The 13,749-nt window shown below is 62.3% G+C and carries 14 protein-coding genes; 3 read left to right on the top strand and 11 right to left on the bottom strand.

Annotated elements, in window-relative coordinates; all coding sequences use genetic code 11:
* Nucleotides 1–291 precede the first annotated feature (291 nt).
* The gene (gene ccoN / locus AC1RBR_RS12395; RefSeq protein WP_492564644.1) at nucleotides 292–1,719 is read left to right on the top strand and encodes a cytochrome-c oxidase, cbb3-type subunit I; all 1,428 of its coding nucleotides are present in this window, start codon (nucleotides 292–294) and stop codon (nucleotides 1,717–1,719) included.
* An 18-nt stretch (nucleotides 1,720–1,737) separates the two neighbouring features.
* On the top strand, nucleotides 1,738–1,956 hold the full coding sequence (locus AC1RBR_RS12390) for a CcoQ/FixQ family Cbb3-type cytochrome c oxidase assembly chaperone (RefSeq protein ID WP_096797626.1): 219 nt from the start codon (nucleotides 1,738–1,740) through the stop codon (nucleotides 1,954–1,956).
* Nucleotides 1,957–2,088: 132 nt separating this feature from the next.
* Here AC1RBR_RS12390 and AC1RBR_RS12385 read toward each other — a convergent pair whose 3' ends face one another.
* Nucleotides 2,089–2,580 (bottom strand): hypothetical protein, encoded by a 492-nt coding sequence (locus tag AC1RBR_RS12385; RefSeq protein WP_492564642.1) that lies wholly within the window; start codon nucleotides 2,578–2,580, stop codon nucleotides 2,089–2,091.
* Between the two features lie 205 nt (nucleotides 2,581–2,785).
* On the opposite strand from AC1RBR_RS12385, the gene AC1RBR_RS12380 reads away from it, so the two are divergent.
* Nucleotides 2,786–3,478, top strand: coding sequence for an aspartate/glutamate racemase family protein (locus AC1RBR_RS12380; RefSeq protein WP_492564640.1), 693 nt, complete (start codon nucleotides 2,786–2,788; stop codon nucleotides 3,476–3,478).
* Between the two features lie 18 nt (nucleotides 3,479–3,496).
* Here AC1RBR_RS12380 and AC1RBR_RS12375 read toward each other — a convergent pair whose 3' ends face one another.
* The 10 genes from AC1RBR_RS12375 to AC1RBR_RS12330 form a co-directional block, all read right to left on the bottom strand.
* Nucleotides 3,497–4,006 (bottom strand): GNAT family N-acetyltransferase, encoded by a 510-nt coding sequence (locus AC1RBR_RS12375; protein ID WP_134786273.1) that lies wholly within the window; start codon nucleotides 4,004–4,006, stop codon nucleotides 3,497–3,499.
* Nucleotides 4,007–4,192: 186 nt separating this feature from the next.
* Nucleotides 4,193–5,173 (bottom strand): LysR family transcriptional regulator, encoded by a 981-nt coding sequence (locus AC1RBR_RS12370; protein ID WP_492564637.1) that lies wholly within the window; start codon nucleotides 5,171–5,173, stop codon nucleotides 4,193–4,195.
* Nucleotides 5,174–5,331: 158 nt separating this feature from the next.
* On the bottom strand, nucleotides 5,332–6,279 hold the full coding sequence (locus AC1RBR_RS12365) for a peptidylprolyl isomerase (protein WP_492564635.1): 948 nt from the start codon (nucleotides 6,277–6,279) through the stop codon (nucleotides 5,332–5,334).
* A complete protein-coding gene (locus AC1RBR_RS12360; RefSeq protein ID WP_492564632.1) occupies nucleotides 6,276–6,746 on the bottom strand; it encodes a YbjN domain-containing protein in 471 nt (156 codons plus the stop codon). Before AC1RBR_RS12360 ends, AC1RBR_RS12365 begins: the two co-directional genes overlap by 4 nt.
* A 29-nt stretch (nucleotides 6,747–6,775) precedes the next feature.
* A complete protein-coding gene (locus AC1RBR_RS12355; RefSeq protein ID WP_492564630.1) occupies nucleotides 6,776–7,405 on the bottom strand; it encodes a DNA repair protein in 630 nt (209 codons plus the stop codon).
* An 18-nt stretch (nucleotides 7,406–7,423) separates the two neighbouring features.
* Nucleotides 7,424–9,121 (bottom strand): putative porin, encoded by a 1,698-nt coding sequence (locus AC1RBR_RS12350; RefSeq protein WP_448179080.1) that lies wholly within the window; start codon nucleotides 9,119–9,121, stop codon nucleotides 7,424–7,426.
* Nucleotides 9,122–9,160: 39 nt separating this feature from the next.
* Nucleotides 9,161–9,865 carry an energy transducer TonB family protein gene (locus AC1RBR_RS12345; protein WP_492564627.1) on the bottom strand — a complete coding sequence of 235 codons (705 nt, stop codon included), beginning with the start codon at nucleotides 9,863–9,865 and terminating at the stop codon, nucleotides 9,161–9,163.
* Between the two features lie 3 nt (nucleotides 9,866–9,868).
* A complete protein-coding gene (locus AC1RBR_RS12340) occupies nucleotides 9,869–10,294 on the bottom strand; it encodes an ExbD/TolR family protein (RefSeq protein ID WP_007955109.1) in 426 nt (141 codons plus the stop codon).
* Nucleotides 10,295–10,305: 11 nt separating this feature from the next.
* Entirely contained in the window at nucleotides 10,306–12,105 is a 1,800-nt protein-coding gene (locus AC1RBR_RS12335) for a DUF2341 domain-containing protein (RefSeq protein ID WP_492564621.1), read from the bottom strand.
* Between the two features lie 12 nt (nucleotides 12,106–12,117).
* A complete protein-coding gene (locus AC1RBR_RS12330) occupies nucleotides 12,118–13,716 on the bottom strand; it encodes a ShlB/FhaC/HecB family hemolysin secretion/activation protein (protein WP_456019505.1) in 1,599 nt (532 codons plus the stop codon).
* Nucleotides 13,717–13,749 lie beyond the last annotated feature (33 nt).

Raw genomic sequence — 13,749 nt, 5'->3', positions numbered from 1 at the left:
GATTGCGGTGTGTCAGGCAACTGCTTTGTTGACTGACACACCGCAATCGCGAGCAGGCTCACTCCTACAGATTTTCCCCGACTATGGACGAGCAGCGCAGCATGCAACAGATTCACCTGAAACGATAAAAACCATATCAGGGCGCGGCAGAACGCCGCAGGCAGCACTTCAATCTGATCCGTACAAATGAAATATTCCTGAGCCTGTTTTGTTTCTGGCGCTGTTCCTACAGTGCAGCTCGTGCCAGACCGGGTGGCCTGGCAAGACTTTGCAACCGTGGAAGAACTGACCATGAGCACAGCAACAATCGGACAGGCTTATAACTACAAGGTCGTCCGCCAATTCGTTATCGCGACGGTTTTCTGGGGTGTCGTCGGCATGGCGATGGGGGTATGGATCGCCTCGCAACTGGTGTGGCCGGACATGAACCTCGACCTGCCCTGGACCACCTTCGGCCGCTTGCGGCCACTGCACACCAGCCTGGTGATTTTCGGGTTCGCCGGCAGCGCGCAATTCGCCGCCAGTTACTACGCGGTGCAGCGCACCTGCCAGGTGCGGCTGTATTCGGACAAGCTTGCGGCGTTCACCTTCTGGGGCTGGCAATCGGTGATCGTGATCATGCTGATCACCCTGCCGCTGGGCTACACCACCACCAAGGAATACGCCGAGATCGAATTCTCCGGCGCGGTGTGGATGGCGGTGGTCTGGGTCGCGTATGCCATCGTGTTTTTCACCACCGTGGTACAGCGCAAGACCAAGCATATCTACGTCGGCAACTGGTTCTTCGGCGCGTTCATTCTGGTGATCGCCATGTTGCACGTGGTCAATCACCTGTCGATCCCGGTGGACTGGTTCAAATCCTATCCGGTGTATTCCGGGGCCACCGATGCCATGGTGCAATGGTGGTATGGGCATAACGCGGTGGGTTTCTTTCTGACCACCGGATTCCTCGGAATGATGTATTACTTCGTGCCGAAACAGGTGAATCGCCCGGTGTATTCGTATCGGTTGTCGATCGTGCATTTCTGGGCGCTGATCACCCTGTACATCTGGGCCGGCCCGCACCACTTGCACTACACCGCGCTGCCGGACTGGGCGCAGTCGCTGGGCATGGCGATGTCGCTGATCCTGCTGGCGCCGAGCTGGGGCGGGATGATCAACGGCATGATGACCTTGTCCGGCGCCTGGCATAAGTTGCGCACCGACCCGATTTTGCGCTTCCTCGTCCTGTCGCTGGCGTTTTACGGCATGTCGACATTCGAAGGGCCGATGATGGCGATCAAAACGGTCAACGCCCTCTCCCACTACACCGATTGGACCATCGGCCACGTTCACGCAGGGGCCTTGGGCTGGGTGGCGATGATCACCTTCGGCGCGACTTATCACATGCTGCCGAAAGTCTTTGGCCGCGAGCAGATGTACAGCACGCCGCTGATCAACCTGCACTTCTGGCTGGCGACCATCGGCACGGTGTTGTACATCGCGTCGATGTGGGTCAACGGCATCACTCAGGGCCTGATGTGGCGGGCGATCAACGAGGACGGCACGCTGACTTACTCGTTCGTCGAAGCGCTACAGGCCAGTCATCCAGGGTTCATCGTGCGCTTTGCCGGCGGGGTGTTCTTCCTCAGCGGCATGCTGCTGATGGCCTACAACGTCTGGCGCACGGTGCGGGTCGCCGACGTAGCGCTGGCGCGCAGCCAGGCGCAGATTGCCTGAGGCAGGGAGCCGCAGAGGATGGATATTTTCCTGAATGTGTTGGGGGTGGTGTTTCTGTGGCTGGCGGTGGAGTACTGCCTGCGCCATCAGACCTCAGAGAGCCTCGACGACGCGAGCATGGTGCCGTTTGCCGATGATCCGGAGGTGGCGCGGCGGGTTGAGTTAGCCACCGGTAAAACCGTGAAAGCAGTGGCGCCGGAAGAGGCGAAACCGGGGTGGATCAACCTCGATATGTAGGATCACCCTCAATCCCCTGTGGGAGCGGGCTTGCTCGCGAAAGCGCTCTATCAGTCGCCATCAATGTCGAATGGGCTGCCGCCTTCGCGAGCAAGCCCGCTCCCACAGGGGGTAATGGGTGAAGCCCTGATATCAGCTGCGGTCGCGCGGAATCAGGCTCTGCAGCTGCTGCGCGAGAAAATCCGCATCAAACACAAAGGTGTCCGGATCCTTCAGGCCATTGGTCTTGCGCCATTGCCACTCGCCATTGGGCAAGCCGACCAGCGAAATGCTGCCATAACGTGCCGCCGTCAGGCCCATCACCGCCAGGGAAATCTGCCCGGCGCTGCCCATCACGTCTGGCACGAATTCCACCGGTTTGCCGGCGATCACAATGCTGAGTTTTTCGGTCTTGAAGGTCGAGGTTTCCACCGGTGTGCTCGGCCCGAACGCGACGTAAGCCTCGCGGCTCACCTCCAGCAGGTTCGGTGCCTGCACCGGTTCCAGCCATTGCTGAATATGGCCGAACAGCTCAGTGATCCGGCTGGCCCACGCCTGTGACTGGGTTTCGAACAATTGCTTCTTGTGCGCTTCACTCTCGGCATAGTGACGAAGCATTTCGCCCAGTTGTTGTACGTCGTTCATCGGTACGTTCCTCGGGGAGAGCCTGCGATAGTCGATAGTGACAGATCGGCGCGCCGGCGTACGTTAAACCTTGAGCGCCGGCACCGGGACACTTGGCAACAGGATCAACGGTACAGTTGCTTTGTACTGGCATCCGTCGTTGAACCGATGGACACTCGGCCGGAGCCCGACTTTTCCAATACGGGCCATTGTTCGAGGAATTTCAATGCGCACCATCGGCCTGATCGGCGGCATGAGCTGGGAATCCAGCGCTGAATATTATCGTCTCATTAATCAACAGGTCCGCGACTGCCTCGGCCCGCTGCGCTCGGCGCCAATCCTGATGTACAGCGTCGACTTCGGCCCGGTCGAACAGGCCCAGCACGCCGGGCGCTGGGACGATGCGGCGGCGATACTGGTGGATGCCGCACGCAGGCTCGAAGCCGGCGGCGCCGAATGCGTGGTGCTGTGTACCAATACCATGCACAAGGTCGCGGCGCAGATTCAGGCAGCGATCAGCATTCCGTTCCTGCACATTGCCGAGCCGGCGGCGCAGGCAGCACTGGACATTGACGCGCGCACAGTCGGTCTGCTCGGCACGGCGTTCACCATGGAGCAGGACTTTCTCAAGCAGCGTCTGATTGCACAGGGTCTGACGGTACTGGTGCCAGACGACGTCGAGCGCAAGGACGTGCACCGGATCATCTACGACGAACTGTGCGTCGGGGTCATCACTGACGAATCACGCAAAATCTATCAACGAGTGATCGAAACGCTGACCGCGCGCGGCGCCCAGGCGATCATCCTCGGCTGCACGGAAATCGGCCTGCTGGTCAAACCCGAACACAGCGCCCTGCCCCTGCTCGACACCACCGAACTGCATGCGCAGGCGGCAGTGGCGTTTGCGCTCGGCGACTGACTCCACAGGATTTTTGGCTTATCGACGACGCAGACGGGCCATGCTCAGGGTGTCGACCCATTGCCCGTCGCGCACGGCGTAGTCACGAAACAGGCCTTCGTTCTCGAAGCCGAACTTGCGGTAGAGACCGATGGCCGCCTGGTTGTCGGCGTACACCGAGAGTTCGACCCGGTGCAGGTTCATCCAGTTGTCGGCGACGTCCAGCGCCGCCGCCAGCAGTTTCGACCCGACACCTTTGCCCTGCCACGCCACAGCGACCGCCATGCCGACACTGCCGGCGTGGGCGCGGCGAATTCGCGAATAATTTTCCAGCCCAAGATGACCAACCACCGCGCCCTGATGCAGCGCCACCAGTTTGACCATCCGCTCGTTCTCCGCCAGTAGCCGTTGACGCCAGATCTCGGTGGACTGAAACGGCATCTGCAGCACTTGCCGTGTCACGGCTGGATCGTTGTACAGCGCGGTGACGGCCTCAATATGCGATTCGTTGAAGCGTTCGAGGGTGATGGCGGGGTTGTGGTCGGGCATGGCGGATCCTTCCTGGATCGATGGGTGGCCGCTTACTCTAAACCGTTGAGCGTCTGGCTGGCGAATATCAAAATGTGGGAGCGGGCTTGCTCGCGAAAGCGGTGTGTCAGGCAACACAGATGTTGAATTTCAGACCGCTTTCGCGAGCAAGCCCGCTCCCACAGGGGATTGGGGGTGTTGGGAAGATCAAGTCTGGAACCATTCCTGGCGTTCGTTGAAGGTGTGCTGGATCAGTTCGACCAGGGTTTGCACTTCGGCGACGTCCCGGGAATCAGCGTTGACCGCCAGCCATGCCTGCAACTGCATCGGCTCGTCAAACAGCCCCGGCAGCGCAATCAGCCCGCGATCGAAGCGGCTCATGTACGCCGGCAACAAACCGATGCAGGCGCTGCAGCGGATCATTTCCAGCATCAGCTCATAGGACTGCATCTGCACCACGCCGGCCAGGCGTTGTTCGACCAGCTCATTCCACGGCCGGAAGCTGTCGATCTGCCGGTCGTGCTGCCATTGCACCAGCATGAAATCGCTGAGGTCGTCGGCACTCGCCGGGCGCGCGGTGACCCGGGAATAGCGTTTGGCGATGTGTGGCAGGTAATCCAGGCGCGCCAGGGCCTGCGGCTGACTGGTGGCGAAGGTCGGGCCGGGGCTGGGGGTTTCGCCGTGGGCCAGCCACAGCACCACGTCGGCACTGACCGCACGCAGCGCCAGTTCGCTGTCCAGCGCAATGATCTCCAGGCGCACGCTGGCATTGCGCCGCAGCAATGCGATCAGGTCGCGACCGAGGATGTCATGCAGGATCGATTCGGCTACCGCCAGACGCACCAGCGGCTGCTCGACCACCGGCAGTTTGCGCTCGTGGGCCAGCGCCACCAGTTGCGCCTGCAACTGCTGACCCTCACGGGTCAGGCTCAGGGCGCTGCCCTGAAAGCTGAACAGCGAGTGCTGCAGCGTTTGCTCCAGCTGCGCCAGTTGCTTGCGCAGCAAGGTCGAGCGCACGTTGAGGCTGCGCGCCGCCTGCATGAAACAGCCACAGCGGGCACTGACCAGAAAATATTGCGCGACCTCGGCATCAATGGTCGCGGCTTGCGCCAGCCACGGCTCGCGTTCGCCCTGTGCCCAGCGATAGTCGGGGCTACCCTGTCGTCCTGCGGGTTCGGTGAATGACATCGATGACTCCCTGTCGATCTTTGTATTTAGACATTGCGCAGATCCCCTGTAGGAGTGAGCCTGCTCGCGATAGCGTCGGCACAGCTGACATCTCTTTGCCTGACACATCGCTATCGCGAGCAGGCTCACTCCTACAGGGTTTGTGGTGTGCCAGTGCTCTAATGGTTGGATTCAAGGACCTTGTTCAACTCGGCCCCATCGATACTCAGCGTTGCGGTATTGAGCATCCCGTCCAGATACGCCTGGGCAATCTGCTCCTGCCGTTGCGCACGCAAGGCCTGGGTCAGTTGGTCGCGCAGTTCGTCGAGGGTCGCGGTACGTGCCGGTTGCTGTTCGGTGAGTTTGATCACGTGGAAACCGGCTGCACTCTGCAGCGGATCGGACACCGCGCCGACCTTCAATTTCGCCACCGCACCCCGCACCTCCGGCACCAGTTGCTGTAACGGTTGCAGCCCGGTATCGCCGCCGCGCTCGGCAGTCTGCCGATCCTGCGAATACTGGGTTGCCAGCGCCGCAAAATCGCCCGGAGCGGCCTGAGCCTTTTTGCTCAGTTCCGTCGCCTGCTTGCGCACCGCTTCGAGGTTCTGCGGCTCATTCACAGCGAGGAAAATCTGGCTCACCCGGTACAACGCCGGAGTCTGCCAGTTGCCCTTGCCAGCGTCATACGCCTGCTGCAACTCGGCCGTACTCGGGTAGTCCGCCGGCACCGTACTGACCGAGCGCAGGTAATCGCGAAAGACGATCTGCTCAGTGGCCGCGCGGGTTTGCCGCACCACGTCCGGGCGCTGCGCCCAGCCCTGAGCATCGGCCTGTTCCAGCACGGCTTTCTCAGCCAGACGCGCACGAATCCAGCGTTCCAGCGCTTCACGGTTGCCGCGCAATTGCTCGCGAGTCGCCGGCGGGACGGTAGCCAGCAGCGCCTGCAATTCCTGCGGCGTCACCTGCTGATTGCCCAACCGCGCTACCGCAGGCCCTGTTGCAACCGCCGCCAAGGGCGACGATTGCTGCGCTGCGACCGGGTCAGTGCCCGGTCGCAGCACCAGCGCCACGGCTACCACCAACAGCGCCACTGCCCCGGCGCCGATCACCATGGCAGGCTTCCTCACAGCGCGACTTCCTCTTGCTCAGCGGTAGCGATTTTGGCGGTCGAGGCTTGCGCAGCCTGGCTGAAGTCACGCAGGTAGACGATAAATTCCTGCAATAGGCGATCCCACAATTCCAGGTTGCCGCGCAGGTGATCGCTGCTCACACCGGCCGCCAGCACCACGTCCATTTCCATCACCAGAAACTCGCCCTGCAGCGACAACCGCGCAAAACGCCGGGTGGCGTTCCACTGTTCGGCCACACCCTGTGGCAACTCACCTTGCACCCGCAGCGCACAGCTGAAAGTGAAATCGACGTAACTGCCCTGCTCCACCGCCGGGTTGCCGAAACGCACGGCATAACCGATGCCCTGACTGGCGCTGAGCAACTGTACGATGCCGTTCTGTTCGGTCTGGTTGACGCGATAACCGGCGGCTTGCAGGACGTCGGTCAGGGATTGCGGGGATACGTGGGAGATCAATTGAGTCATTACTTCTTCCTTGTCTATGAGTCTTTTAATCAGTGCGCAATCGCAGCTTGTGGCGCATCGAATTGAGTCTTGTACAGTTCATCGCCAAAGCCCTGAGCCAGTTCATCGAACTTGACCCGGGCGCTGCCCGCAAAGGGCTGGCGGATCTTCATCACCTCGGCCACATCGATGTTTTCGTAGGCATTGAGGATCTGCTTGGCGACGCCGTACATCTGCTGATTCTTGACTGAACATTGCTGCACTTGTGTGTCACGTTCAGCCAATTGCGCTTGAAGCTTAGACCGTTCTGCCTCTTTGGCACGGGCCATGACCAGCAACTCGTCGTAGGCCTTCTTGAACTTGCCGACCTGTTCGCTGCTGGCGGCGACTTGCGCCTGGGCCTGGCTGTGCAGGTTCTGCTGCTGGCTGGCCAACTGCTCGGCCAGGCCTTTGGCCTTGGCCAGTTCGGCGGTCAATTGCCTGATCTGCGCCTGCGCGGCCTTGGCTTCGTTCTGTGCCGCCAGTTGCGCGGCGCTGGCCTGGGCCTGCTGGCTTTGCAGGGCCTGCAACTGCTGGGTGGTGCTGCGCAACTGGGTACGCAGACGCTCTTCCATGCCTTCGGCGTACGCGCCTTGTGCGATGAAGAAACTCAGCCCCAACAGAAAAACTCGTGCGTGCATGACCGTACTCCCGGCGCCTTAGAAGCGCGTGTTGATCTCAAGCTGCAAGACGTCGATGTCGAACGGCGCGCCGTACACCGCCTCGGTGCTCAGCCAGCGGCCGGTGGCGTAGACGTTCTTCGCCAGACCGTAATTGCCGCCGAGGAAATAGCCCTTGGCGTTGGTGCCGCCGAGGTGAAACGAGGAATCGTTGAAGCCGTCAGGCAAGGCGTCCGGCTGGATGTACTTGTAGCCGGCGAACATATTCCAGTCGCCCTGCTTCTTCAGGTCCAGCGCGTTGCCGAGGGTGAACTGGACCATCCACGCATTGGCGCCGCTTTCGATCTCGCCGTTGCTGTTGAGGTTGTTGACGATCTGCCCCTCGGAGCGCTTGCGCATGTCGCCTTCGTCGTAACCGAGGTTGTGGATGTAGTTGCCCTGGCTGCGCAGCTTGAAGTCCTCTGGCAGATCGGCGTCCCACACCAGGTTGAGGTCGAGCAGGTTGAACTCCGACGCCAGACCGACAAATTGCGGCTGCGGCGTGGTGGTCGGGTTGGCCGGGTTCGGCGTGATGTCACGCAGCAGGAACACGCTGTTGCCCTTCTGCATGAACGCTGCACGGCTGCCATCGGTGTCGCAGCCCGGAGCGCCGGCCCACGGCTCGCAAGGGCTGGAACGCTGCCCCTGAATGTCGTCGAAACGGTAATAGGCCAACGCACCTTTGAGGCGGTTGTTGCTGTTGATCGCCCACTTGGCGCCGAGCTGCGCGCCGTACAGCCACTTGTTGTCGCTTTCTTCCTTGTCGAAACCGTTGCTGGTGCTGGTGTCGTTGGTGTAATCCACCGGGAACGCGCCGACGGTGCCGAACACGCCCCAGTCGCGATTGAGCTTGTGGTCGAAAATCGCCGCCACGCCATCGAAGTTCAGGTCGTTGGAATAGAGCATGTCGGTGGACATGAACGGGTTGGCGAAGCGCCCGCCGGTCAGGGTCAACTCGTCGGTGGGTTTCCAGTTCAGGTAACCCTGGTCGAGCCAGATGTCTTTCTTGGCGAAACCGCCGCCGAGGTTCTGCGTGGTCGACACCGGGTTGTTGTCCGAGCCGGTACCGATGCGGATGCCGGCGGTCCATTCCGGCGAGATCACCGCTTTCATGCCGAGCCGTGCGCGCAGGCGGAACTGGTTGGTGCGATCTTCACGGGTGTTGAGCAACGGCGGCAGACTGGTGCTGCTGTTGGGGTTCACGTCGTACGGACCGTTGTTGTTGAGTTTGGCGAAGTCGACGATTTCGTTGCTGTTGCTGCCCGAGTAGTAGCGCGACTCGTCACGCAGACGAATGTCGCCGTCGAAGCTGATACGCGAAGCCCAGTCCGGGAAGGTATTGGGCGCCGCCCAGTTTTCCTGCTTGGCGGTGGCCATGACTTCGGCCTTGACCTGATCGCGGATCTGGTCGCGCACCGCGGCCGGTACGTACTGCACGCGCACATCGCCCGGTGCCGCCACCGGTCCGGCCGCTACGGCGGTGGAAGCGGCGGCCTGCTTGGCCTGCGCCGCTTCGTTCTGCGCCTGAGCGATCAGCGCGTCGGCCTTGTCCTGTTTCAGAATGCCCTGCTCGACCAGCAAGCGGATCAGATTGATCGTGGCGTTCTCCGAGGGCGCAGGCGCTGCCGCGGCCTGACCGACCAGGGTCGCGATGACCATGCCGACCGCCAGGGACAATCGATTCACGTTGGAAATCATCTGCACACAACTCCTTTTCATACAGCTTTATGAATTCGGTTAACCCGGACGCCGCCCTTGCAGGGACAGGCGCACAGGCAAGGTGATGGAGGCCGGTGGCCGTTCGCTCAGGTGCGGTGCGTTACGCAGCGCCGCCAGCACCTGGGTATCGATCTCGGGATTGCCGCTGGACTTGACCAGCTCGACCCGGGTGATTTCGCCGACGCTGCTCAGCCACACATCGGCCTGCAGCGAAAATGCGAGGTTGCGCAGGTCGGGGTTCTCGCGCAGCAAGCGCTGAAAAGTGAACGCGAGGAACTGGCTGTAAGTGCCGGTGCCCAGGCGTCCGCCACCCGCGCCGGCCATGCCGCCGCCCTTGCCGGCGCCGATGTTGAAAGCGTCGTTGCCACTCTGCGCGTCACCGTCCATTTGCATCGGGTTGGCCAGATCGTCCGCCGGCGATGGCGGCGCCTCTTCCTCGGGCTTGACCTCTTGCGGCTCGGGCGTGGGTTCGGGCTCGACGACTTTTTCTTCCACCGGGGTTTCCGGCTCCGGTGGCTTTTCCGGAGGTGGCGGCGGCGGAGGCGGCAACGGAATGATCGTCGGCACCTTCGGCGCTTCACGGCGCACGCCGCTCATGTCATTGGCCCACTGCCACAGAAACCACGCGGCGAGCGCGCCGAGCAGCAGCCCGGCGCCCCACTTCAGGTAACGCAACGGCGAGCGTTTCACCGGCAGCGGCTCGATCGGAAGTTGTGCGGTCATCAGTCAGCCCTGCGTCGGTTTGCCGGTCACCAGACCGACCTGAGACAGTTCGAGCCGGCGCAACAGATCCAGCACTTCGATGACCTTCTGGTACTGCACCGTGGCGTCGCCGCGCACGATCACCGGGAAGTCCGGGTTCTGCGCCTTCTCGATGCGCAGGCGTTCTTCCAGCTCCGGCAAGGTCACCGGGTAGGCGTCGAGGAACACCTGGCCGCCGTCGTTGACCGAAATCGCCTTGGTCTTGGCCTCGGACAGCGACACGGCGGCGCTGGCCTTGGGCAGGTTGATCTGGATCCCGGAGACCTGCGCGGTGGCGGTGAGGATGAACATCACCAGCACCACCATCAGCACGTCGACCAACGGGGTGATGTTGATGCTGTCCACCGCTGCATCTTCGTCATCGTCGTGGGAGGCATTTACGGACGCCATGGCAGTGCTCCTCAGGCCGGTACGGAGTGGTTGGCGTGATGGCCGCGCTGATGCGCCGCTTCGCTGGACTGGCCTTCGCCGTGCATCTCCGCCAGACGGGTGATGAACTCGTCGACGAACACGCGCATGTCGGCGCTGACTTCCTTGTTGCGGGTGATCAGGCGGTTGTAGCCAAACAGCGCCGGGATCGCGACGAACAGGCCCATGGCCGTGGCGAGCAAGGCTGCCGCCATACCTGGCGCAATGGCGTTGATGTTCACGTCGCCGGCCATGGCCGTGCCGAGGAACACCACCATGATCCCCAGCACGGTGCCGAGCAGGCCGATATACGGGCCGCCGGCGATGGCGTTGGACAGGGTCGAGAGTTTCGAGCTGAGGGCCTGGTTCTCGCGAGTGCGCACGCCGTCCATCGAGCAGCGGATCGCTTCAATGGTCGCTGCGGAAACCGAAGAGGTATCGGCGCCCTGCTCGCGGCGGGTACGGATTTCCTTGACCGCCACCGAGTACAGGCGCCACAGCGGCGAGTGCTGCAGACGCTGAGCCAGTTGCGCGTCGTCGGCGAACATTTCCAGACGCGTACCGACCTTGGCAAACTGCTCGCGGAAGTCCTCGTTGGCCTTGCTCACGCGGCTGAGGGTGCGGTTCTTGCGCAGCATGATGATCCACGACTGAAACATCATCAGCACCAGCACGGCGATAATCACCCAAGCGTCCACCGGCACCGCGTTGAGCAGGAAACCGAGGCTGCCGAAACCGAAACCGGACTGTTCTTCATCGACGCCGTAGGCCACCAGTTTCGACTCCGCGCCTTGCGCGGTGGCGTCGGCCAGCAGCAACGGCGCCGGACGCGCGACTTTCGACAGGCGCAGTTCGTCGATGGCGCCCACGAACGATTGGAACGGGCCTGTGGTCAGATCGCCGCCAATCGCCATCACCGAATTGAACGCCGGCATCGCTTGAGCGAGGGACGCGCCCTCACGACCGTTAATGTACAAGCTGACTTTCGAACCTTCGGCAGTCAGCGCGACATGCTGCCATTGCCCCGGATTCAGCGGCTGAGTGGCCACGGCGCGCTGGCCGTCGATCTCCACGAACGGCACGCCTTGATTGACCCCGACCAGCAGACTGTTGGCGCCTTCACGGCGCGCGAGGATCAGTTGCTCGCCATTGGCCTGATCCAGACGCAACCAGGCGCTGAAGGTGAACGCGTTGCCAGCGCTGTGCTGCAGCGACGGACTGGCCGGCAGCAGCAACGGCTGGCCGCTGAACTGCAAGGCGCGCCCTACTACACCGTCAATCGCCGCACCGGTGGCGCGTTGTGCGGTGTTGCCGTAGGCGGTGGTGTCCTTGGCCGGGGTGCCGGTGGCGCCGTCGAAGTGATACAGCGCGGTGTAATTCGGATCGAAGGTCAACTGGCCGTTGCCGGTGGCCGGGGCCTTCTGATTGCCGTAGTACATCCAGATGTCCTGACGCTGACCGCCCTCGACATTCGGCACATCGACCCAGATCAGCGCCATGCCCATCAGCGCGTCGAAGCTTTCGATCTGGTGGTTGAGCACGGTTTTGTCATCGGCGGCGACGAAGCGCAAATCCGCGCCGTCTTCCTTGACCCCGTCGAAGGTGAAGTTGCCGGTGTGCAGGCGTACCAGCAATGCGGTGCGGCCCAGCGCCTGATTGATCCCGGCACCCTGCGGCGTGGTGTCGACGGCGATCTGTTTGCGGTAATGCCAGTCGTCCTGCCACCAGGCCTGCGCCGTGGCCGGGAGCACGAAGCCCAGGCAGATCAACAACGAAAGAATGAGGCGCTGCATGAACGTGCTCCTTTAGAAAGTGGCTTGAAGGTTGAAGTGCAGGCGCGATTCCTGCTTCGAGGTGTTCGGCCCTTCGAGTAGCGGGTAACCCCAGTCGAGGCTGCCGGACAGCCATTTGCTGAGGCTGGCGCGGGTGCCGAGACCGACGCTGGCCAGGGCGTAACTGGCGTCCTGGTCCGGCAGTTCGTCGCGCAGGTACAGTTGCGCGCCTTCGGCGAAGGCGTAGAAGCGCCATTCCTGCATCCAGCTGCCGGCGTATTTCGCCAGCGACGGGGTGCGCAGCTCCTGACTGAGCAGCACGCCGTCATCGCCGGTGCGCTCGGCCGCCAGATAGCCGCGCACCGAGGTCGCGCCGCCAGCGGAAAACTGTTCGTTGGAAACCAGCGGCCCCGACGCCAATTGGAACGCGCCTTTGCTCGCGCTCTGCCAGTCGTTGTCGAAGGTCCAGGTGAAGTTGCTGTCGCCCTTGACCACGGCGAAACTCGGGTTGGCGCGGTAGCGCTTGTAATCGAAGTCTTCGTCGGAACTGCCGTAGCCGAAAATGCTGCGGGTGGCCGCGACCAGGCTCAGGCCGAGGCCGAGCTGGCTCTTTTCGGTGTAGCGGAAGCCGTTGTAGGCGAAGGTGAACGGCGCGTATTTCAGCGGCACCTTGTCGCTCTCGCCGGACAGGGTCAGGCGTTCGTCGAAGTCCTTGAAGTCGATACCGGCCGACAGCGAGTTCGACCAGTTGCCACTGGACGGCAACGTGTAGATCGCCGACACGCCATAGGAATGGCCCTTGCCCAGCACGTTGCTGCCACCGATGGTGGCGACGTTGCTGTCGGACTGATAACCGGAGAATTGCACGCTCCAGCGCTCGGTCAGCGGCGCGGTGTAGGAAGCCGACCAGACCTTGGCGTTGTCGGTGTCCTGCGGCGCGGTGAAGTACGTCAGGTTGATGCTGTGGCCGAGCTGCCAGAGGTTGTTGTAGCCGAGGCTGGTCACGGCGCGCAGCTTCTCGGTGTCGGCGCTGTAGTCGTTGTTGAGGCCGACGCTGGCGCTCCACGGGTTCTGGTCTTCGACCTGCAAATCGACGTCCATGGTGCCGGGGCGTTGCCCTTCGCGCACCAGCGGCATGACCTGGCGGCCCGGGGTTTTATTGAGCTGCGCCAGTTCGCCCTGAACCTTGGCGAAGTCCGGCACCTCGCCTTCTTTCAGCGCCGGGACGTTGTCGCGGATGTCCAGCGGCGAATAGTGTTTGGCGCCGACCACACGCACCCGGCCGACCTTGGTTTCGCTGACTTGCAGATAGACGATGCCGTCCGCTACCGCTTGCTCCGGCAGTTCGACGAACACCGATTGGTAGCCGCGTTCCTGATAAGCCTTCTGCAAGGCATCGCGGGCGCCTTCGATGTCAGTCATGGCTTTTTGCGGGCCGAGAAACGGGTACACCGCCTCTTCAATTGCCCGGGCGTCGAGCACGGTGTTGCCGCGCACGAAGTATTCGTTGACGTCCACCAGACGTTGCGGTGCGGCGTCTTGGGCAGCCTCTTCGGCGAATGCCGGTTGCGCGCCGGCCGTCACCAGCAGCCAGCCCCACAGCGCCAGCCGTGACGTGAAAATCTGATCCACACTACCCCCTGAATTCGCGATGACCTGTTGGCG

The organism is Pseudomonas sp. GW823-FHT01D03, from assembly GCF_058798255.1.
This window is presented reverse-complemented; position numbering and strand designations above follow the sequence as displayed.

Excerpts from the sequence above, each read along its gene's own strand:
- ccoN (WP_492564644.1), top strand. The coding sequence starts at position 292 with ATGAGCACAGCAACAATCGGACAGGCTTATAACTACAAGGTCGTCCGC.
- AC1RBR_RS12390 (WP_096797626.1), top strand. The coding sequence starts at position 1,738 with ATGGATATTTTCCTGAATGTGTTGGGGGTGGTGTTTCTGTGGCTGGCG.
- AC1RBR_RS12385 (WP_492564642.1), bottom strand. The coding sequence starts at position 2,580 with ATGAACGACGTACAACAACTGGGCGAAATGCTTCGTCACTATGCCGAG.
- AC1RBR_RS12380 (WP_492564640.1), top strand. The coding sequence starts at position 2,786 with ATGCGCACCATCGGCCTGATCGGCGGCATGAGCTGGGAATCCAGCGCT.
- AC1RBR_RS12375 (WP_134786273.1), bottom strand. The coding sequence starts at position 4,006 with ATGCCCGACCACAACCCCGCCATCACCCTCGAACGCTTCAACGAATCG.
- AC1RBR_RS12370 (WP_492564637.1), bottom strand. The coding sequence starts at position 5,173 with ATGTCATTCACCGAACCCGCAGGACGACAGGGTAGCCCCGACTATCGC.
- AC1RBR_RS12360 (WP_492564632.1), bottom strand. The coding sequence starts at position 6,746 with ATGACTCAATTGATCTCCCACGTATCCCCGCAATCCCTGACCGACGTC.
- AC1RBR_RS12355 (WP_492564630.1), bottom strand. The coding sequence starts at position 7,405 with ATGCACGCACGAGTTTTTCTGTTGGGGCTGAGTTTCTTCATCGCACAA.
- AC1RBR_RS12350 (WP_448179080.1), bottom strand. The coding sequence starts at position 9,121 with ATGATTTCCAACGTGAATCGATTGTCCCTGGCGGTCGGCATGGTCATC.
- AC1RBR_RS12345 (WP_492564627.1), bottom strand. The coding sequence starts at position 9,865 with ATGACCGCACAACTTCCGATCGAGCCGCTGCCGGTGAAACGCTCGCCG.
- AC1RBR_RS12340 (WP_007955109.1), bottom strand. The coding sequence starts at position 10,294 with ATGGCGTCCGTAAATGCCTCCCACGACGATGACGAAGATGCAGCGGTG.
- AC1RBR_RS12335 (WP_492564621.1), bottom strand. The coding sequence starts at position 12,105 with ATGCAGCGCCTCATTCTTTCGTTGTTGATCTGCCTGGGCTTCGTGCTC.